The 5625-nt window shown below is 32.0% G+C and carries 4 protein-coding genes; all 4 read left to right on the forward strand.

Going from position 1 to position 5625, the window contains the following annotated elements; translation table 11 throughout:
- Nucleotides 1–155: 155 nt before the first annotated feature.
- The 4 genes from ACKWB9_RS15560 (at nucleotide 156) to ACKWB9_RS15575 (ending at nucleotide 5041) form a co-directional block, all read left to right on the forward strand.
- Nucleotides 156–1928: an erythromycin esterase family protein gene (locus ACKWB9_RS15560; RefSeq protein ID WP_414003935.1), complete on the forward strand. Its 1773-nt coding sequence runs from the start codon at nucleotides 156–158 to the stop codon at nucleotides 1926–1928.
- Between the two features lie 168 nt (nucleotides 1929–2096).
- Nucleotides 2097–2927 (forward strand): prolipoprotein diacylglyceryl transferase, encoded by an 831-nt coding sequence (gene lgt / locus ACKWB9_RS15565; protein ID WP_414003936.1) that lies wholly within the window; start codon nucleotides 2097–2099, stop codon nucleotides 2925–2927.
- 194 nt (nucleotides 2928–3121) lie between these two features.
- Nucleotides 3122–4153: a redoxin domain-containing protein gene (locus ACKWB9_RS15570; protein WP_414003937.1), complete on the forward strand. Its 1032-nt coding sequence runs from the start codon at nucleotides 3122–3124 to the stop codon at nucleotides 4151–4153.
- A gap of 156 nt (nucleotides 4154–4309) precedes the next feature.
- Nucleotides 4310–5041, forward strand: a complete 732-nt coding sequence (locus tag ACKWB9_RS15575; protein WP_414003938.1) for a hypothetical protein — start codon at nucleotides 4310–4312, stop codon at nucleotides 5039–5041.
- Nucleotides 5042–5625 lie beyond the last annotated feature (584 nt).

Consider the following 5625-nt stretch of genomic DNA (forward strand, 5'->3'; position numbering starts at 1 on the left):
ACAACGTATATAATTCATTGCTAGTACACTCCTACTTACGAAAATCCTCGCGGATTTTCTATTCGGTTTGTATTTGCTAAATTAGTTGCTGAAACACGCAACGAAATCATATACAAAACCGTTGGCAACAACCCGAACAAACATTCATAATAATTATGAGATTGACCATAAACCCAGCAATTTTTTTAGCCTTTTTTATATTGCCATTAACAGTTTTTTCCCAAGACAAATACAATCTGGACTTTGACGACTTTAACCCCAAAGAACAGAAAATGCCTACGGGTTGGTTCAAATGGGGGTTTTTTGAAAACTTAAGCGGGGAAAAAATAAGTGACGAAAACTATGCTGGAAAAGTAGTTTCTGACAGAAACGGAAAGTTCGGGTGCATCACTTACCGGATACCCGCAAATTATGTTGGCGATACAATTAAACTATCTGGACGTATAAAATATGAGAACGTCAAAGACTATGTCGGACTTTTAATGCGAATAGATGGTTATTCGAAGAAAAGGTCATTAGCCTTTAAAAGTATGCAAAGTCTTAAAATCAGGGGGACAAATGACTGGAAGGAATATTCTATACAACTACCTTATCCTAAAAATGCCAAGGCCATATATGTTGGTGGTATTTTAGGCAAAAAAGGCGTCGCTTGGTTCGATGATTTTAAAGTTACCATAGACGGAAAAGACATTCAGACTTTAAAGGAAACCGAAAGATTGACGTTAGAGAAATACGATTCAGGCAAACTAAAATCGGCTTTGTCGAAATCTTCTAGTCAATTGGACTTATCCAACGAACAAACCATTCGCAATAGTTTAGACTCATTGATAGAAAAAGTAGGCGACAAAAAAATAGTTGCAATTGGAGAAAGCACTCACGGAACTTCTGAATTTTATCATATCAGGGGAATTATAACAAAAAGGTTAGTAGAAGAAAAAGGGTTCAATCTTGTGGTTTTGGAAAGCCCATACGATGATATTGAAATCTTAAACAGAGATTTGAACACCAAACCATTGGACAGTTTAATCCGCGAACATCTATTTTCAATTTATCAGACACAAGAAATGAAATCCTTCTTGCAATGGTACAAGGATAATAAGTCTGTTAATAACATAGAATTCAAGGGTTGCGACGATTCATATTGGACTTTCAACGAACTACTAAAAGACCGTGTTAACCCAATAAATGATGATAAACTGAATATACTCTTGAAAAATCTAGAAACTAATATCTTAAAGAGTTCTACTAACAATTTGAAAAAAGAGTTTAAAATTAGCAATTCTATTTACAACGACATTTTATCAATTGAAAACCACTTGAAATCAACAAACAGCCTGACCATGCCAATCGAGGAAATTCTATTCAACGGAAAAAACACATATATCAACTATGTCAGCATAAAAGACAAAAAGCCCATTCAAAGCAGAGATGAAATAATGGCCGATAGAATTTCATTCTTGGCTAAAGAATCGGATAAAAAGATAATTGTATGGGCTCACAACGCACATATTTCTAACGAAATAATAACTGATAACGAGATAGGAATAATGGGGCGTGATTTAAAAAAAGAATTTGGTAAAAATTATTACACCATTGGACTTACGACACTAAATGGCAACTATTCATATATGGACGAAAAATTCATAAACGGCGACCATAACTATACTGAAAAACTCAAAACAGTACCTTTTCAACCGATAGAAGGCTTGTTTTGGGAAAATGCCCTGTCAGAAAATGGCAATTCATTTATTGTTGATATGTCAACTCTGACGAATGAACTCGACACGAATAAGATTATTGGTCCAACGAAATTAATTGGTTACTCAAAGGAAAGTGAGAAGGATATTTACTTTCTTCCTCTAACTAAAGATTTTGATTGTCTGATATTTATAAAAGAAACAAATGCAACAACACCAATTTTTGAATGAAAAAGGGCAGTTGCCAACATTGGCTATAAGTAATTGCTTGTTCTCGCCTACTTCTGAAAATCCGTAAGGATTTTCAGTTTGGTGTGTACTTGTAAAGTTAAGTGCTAACCCACGCAACTACTCATAGCCGAGACCGTTGTACACAAGGCAGAAAAACGACAATAGCGAATGAACGATGGAATTATAAATTGGAATCTCGACCCAGTAATTTATTGGATTACAGACTCTTTTCCTCTAAAATATTACGGATTACTATTTATGACAGGAATTCTAATAGCTTTTCAGGTTGAAAAAAGAATTTATACTAAAGAAAACATTCCAGTTGAGAGATTAGACAAACTATTTATCTATGTCATTATTGGAATACTTTTAGGAGCAAGATTAGGACATTGCTTCTTTTACGACCCAGCTTATTATTTTCAAAATCCAATTGAAATCCTACTACCAATTAAAAAAATTGGTGTCTCCTATAAATTTATCGGATTTCAAGGACTAGCAAGTCACGGAGGAACAATCGGAGTTTTAATTGCACTTGGAATTTATTGCAAAAAATACAAAACAAATTTTTGGTGGCTAATGGACAGAATTGCGATAGTTGCACCAATAGTTGGAGCTTTCATAAGATTTGGAAACTTTATGAACTCTGAAATTTATGGAAAACCGACAAATGGAAATTGGGGAATTGTTTTTCAAAGAGATGACTTAATACCAAGACATCCAACTCAACTTTACGAAGCATTTTCTTATCTTTTGATATTTGGAATTTTAATGTACACTTACAAAAAAACTTCTAGCAAAAAGCGTAATGGACTAATTTTTGGAATTTGTTTAGTATTAATCTTTTTAGCGAGATTTATAATTGAGTTTTTTAAAGAAAACCAAGTCGGATTTGAAAACGGAATGACAATAAATATGGGGCAAATATTGAGTATTCCTTTTATAATTATCGGACTGATTTTAATATTTATGAAAAAAAGCCCTGTGTACAACAATGTATAACCGCAATTACGGCGGATTCGACCGCTGGCGAATCCACTCGGAATTGCTAAAGCCTGTGTTAAACCGAAAATTAAAGCATATAAATCCGTAACCGACGATTATACGAGACCGTTGCCACCAATAAAAGGAGAAATCGTAGAATGTATATACAGGTACATTTATTATTGATTTAAAAACAACTTAAAATGCACAATATGAAAGAATTACTATTTGTGAGTATTCTAATTTTATCAAACTTTAATGTATTTGGTCAAAAAGAAAAGAATATGTCGGAAGTATTTGAATTATCTGGAGAAATTACAAATGATTATTCTGGATATTTATATCTAAGATACGGAAATAAATTAGACAGTACTTTGGTAGAAAACAAAACCTTTTCTTTTAAAGGAAAAGTGGATTACCCTACAGAATCTTTACTTCTTACAAAAAATGGAGTCTCATCAGGAGAACCTCTTTATATAGAAAATAGTAAAATAACAGTCAACGTATCGGTTAACAAAAATATTACAACTATAAATTCAATTGAAGGAACTAAGACTGCACTTATTATGTCTGACTTACAAAGTTATTATCAAAAAATTCAGTCTGATTCTGATTTCACAGCAAAACTGTATAAAAAATTAGATACAATAATCACACAAAACCCAAGAAATCAATTTAGTGGAATGGTCTTGTCAGATATTATAACCGACCCTATACTTAGTTACCAACAAGCCTCTAATTTGTTCAATAAACTTGACCTAACTACTCAAAGAGATGATGAAATAAATTCAATTAAAGCATCCTTGTTAAAGTTGAAAAATATAAGAGTTGGAGCAACTATTAAAGATTTCGAACTTCCAAATATCAAAGGGGAATATGTAAATACAAAGGACTTTAAAAATAACATTTTGCTTATTGAGTTTTGGGCTTCTTGGTGTGTTCCTTGTAGACAAGACAACCCTAAATTAGTTAATATTTATGGTGAGTATAAAGAGAAAGGGTTCGAAATATATGGTGTTTCGTTAGATATAAAAAAGGAGTCTTGGAATAAAGCAATTAAAGACGACAATCTTTATTGGACTCAAACTATCGCAGAAGGAGGATTTAATAATGAAATAATTAAAACATTTGGAATACAAGCTATTCCTGCAAACTTTTTAATTGATAATAATGGAAAAATACTAGCTATAAATATTAAACCTATTGAATTAGAAAAAAAACTTATAAAACTACTTGGAAAATAAATTACTGGTGGCAACAATGTATAAAAATAATTGCTGTTTAGTGCTTAATCAAAGGTAGTTTTGTGTTTGCAACGTCTGAATTTCTTCCGGAAATTTCTCGCACGCAAACCCGCAACTATTCTTATACTAACCGTTGGCAAACATTTAAGAGAAACTTTGGAACTAATAGAAAAAGACATAGAAGATTGGATTAAGCCTTATGCAACTATTGTTGGAGAACAAAAGGAGTATGATTTAGAATTGCGCAAGCAAAATCCAGCCGATTTTTTTCTTGAACTTACAATACCAAATAGTTTTGAGGGTTATGCAATCGCCTTGCATTCGTATTGGATAAATTATAATATACCAAAAAATAAAATTACGGAAAGCGAAAATAGCGACGAAGATTTACCCGAAGAAGAGTTTTCACGTGTGAATTGGAAAGATTTTTATCAATTAAAGCAAATTGATTTCGACCTTAATTCAGCGATATTAAATTCTGTTGAATGGAAGAGACCATTTAAACAAATGAATAATGAACTATTTCCTGGAGAAGGGCTTTTGGATGAAGAACATTTGAATAGTTTGGTCGAGACGATAAACAAAATTTACGGAAATCAAGAAATTGAGTTATTCTATACTTTTCTTTCGACTAAAAATTGGCAAAAAGATTTAATGTTTTCGGGCAGAATAAATGACTTGCCGAACTTGATAAAGAAAGAAAATTTAAGGTTAACACCGAGTTTGATTTATCCTAAAGCACGAAATTGGGTTGTGAATACGGATTATGATTTAGCTTTTACGACAATTGGTGGAGAGAAGAAATTTATTGCGGAACTTGTTCGGAAAAATGAGTATGAAATTTATCAAATTGAACGTAGAAAAAACGTGCTACAACAACGTGTATAGCTCATTGCTGTTCAGTTGCTTAATCGAAGTTAAGGCGTATTTGGAAATCGCCAAATTTTTAAATTTGACGATTTCCAACAAAAAAGATAAATAATAAAATTTAAAAATCTGGCTTGTGGCTCAACCGAAAATAATTGCTAATATGCACGCAACAAACCATACACAAGACCGTTGGGCACAAGTTGAAGAACTGTATGAAAATAAAAAGAACATTTATGATAATAGTATTTTGTATGCTATTAATTAATTGTAAAAACCAGTAAAACCTCAAAAAGTTACAGTTCAAACCAAAATTTCATTTCCCTTCTATTCAACCAGTAATGGATGGATTCTTATCGAAACTCAACTGAAAAACGAAAAAAAATATTTAATATTTGACACAGGAGCAACAAACACCTTTCTAAATGAAAAATACATTACTTCAGAAATAATTGGACAAAAAAATATAAAAGATAGCAAAAGAGAATTTCACAAAAGTGTTTCTTTTCGATTAAATAATTTCTCCTTAGGAAAAAAGATTTTTCTTGATGGAGGTGTTTACAACTCATTACCTCAAGAACAATTTGAGAATGATTCCATAGTTG

Origin of the sequence: Maribacter spongiae (genome assembly GCF_047345125.1) — a bacterium.
In the GTDB taxonomy this organism is placed as follows: domain Bacteria; phylum Bacteroidota; class Bacteroidia; order Flavobacteriales; family Flavobacteriaceae; genus Maribacter.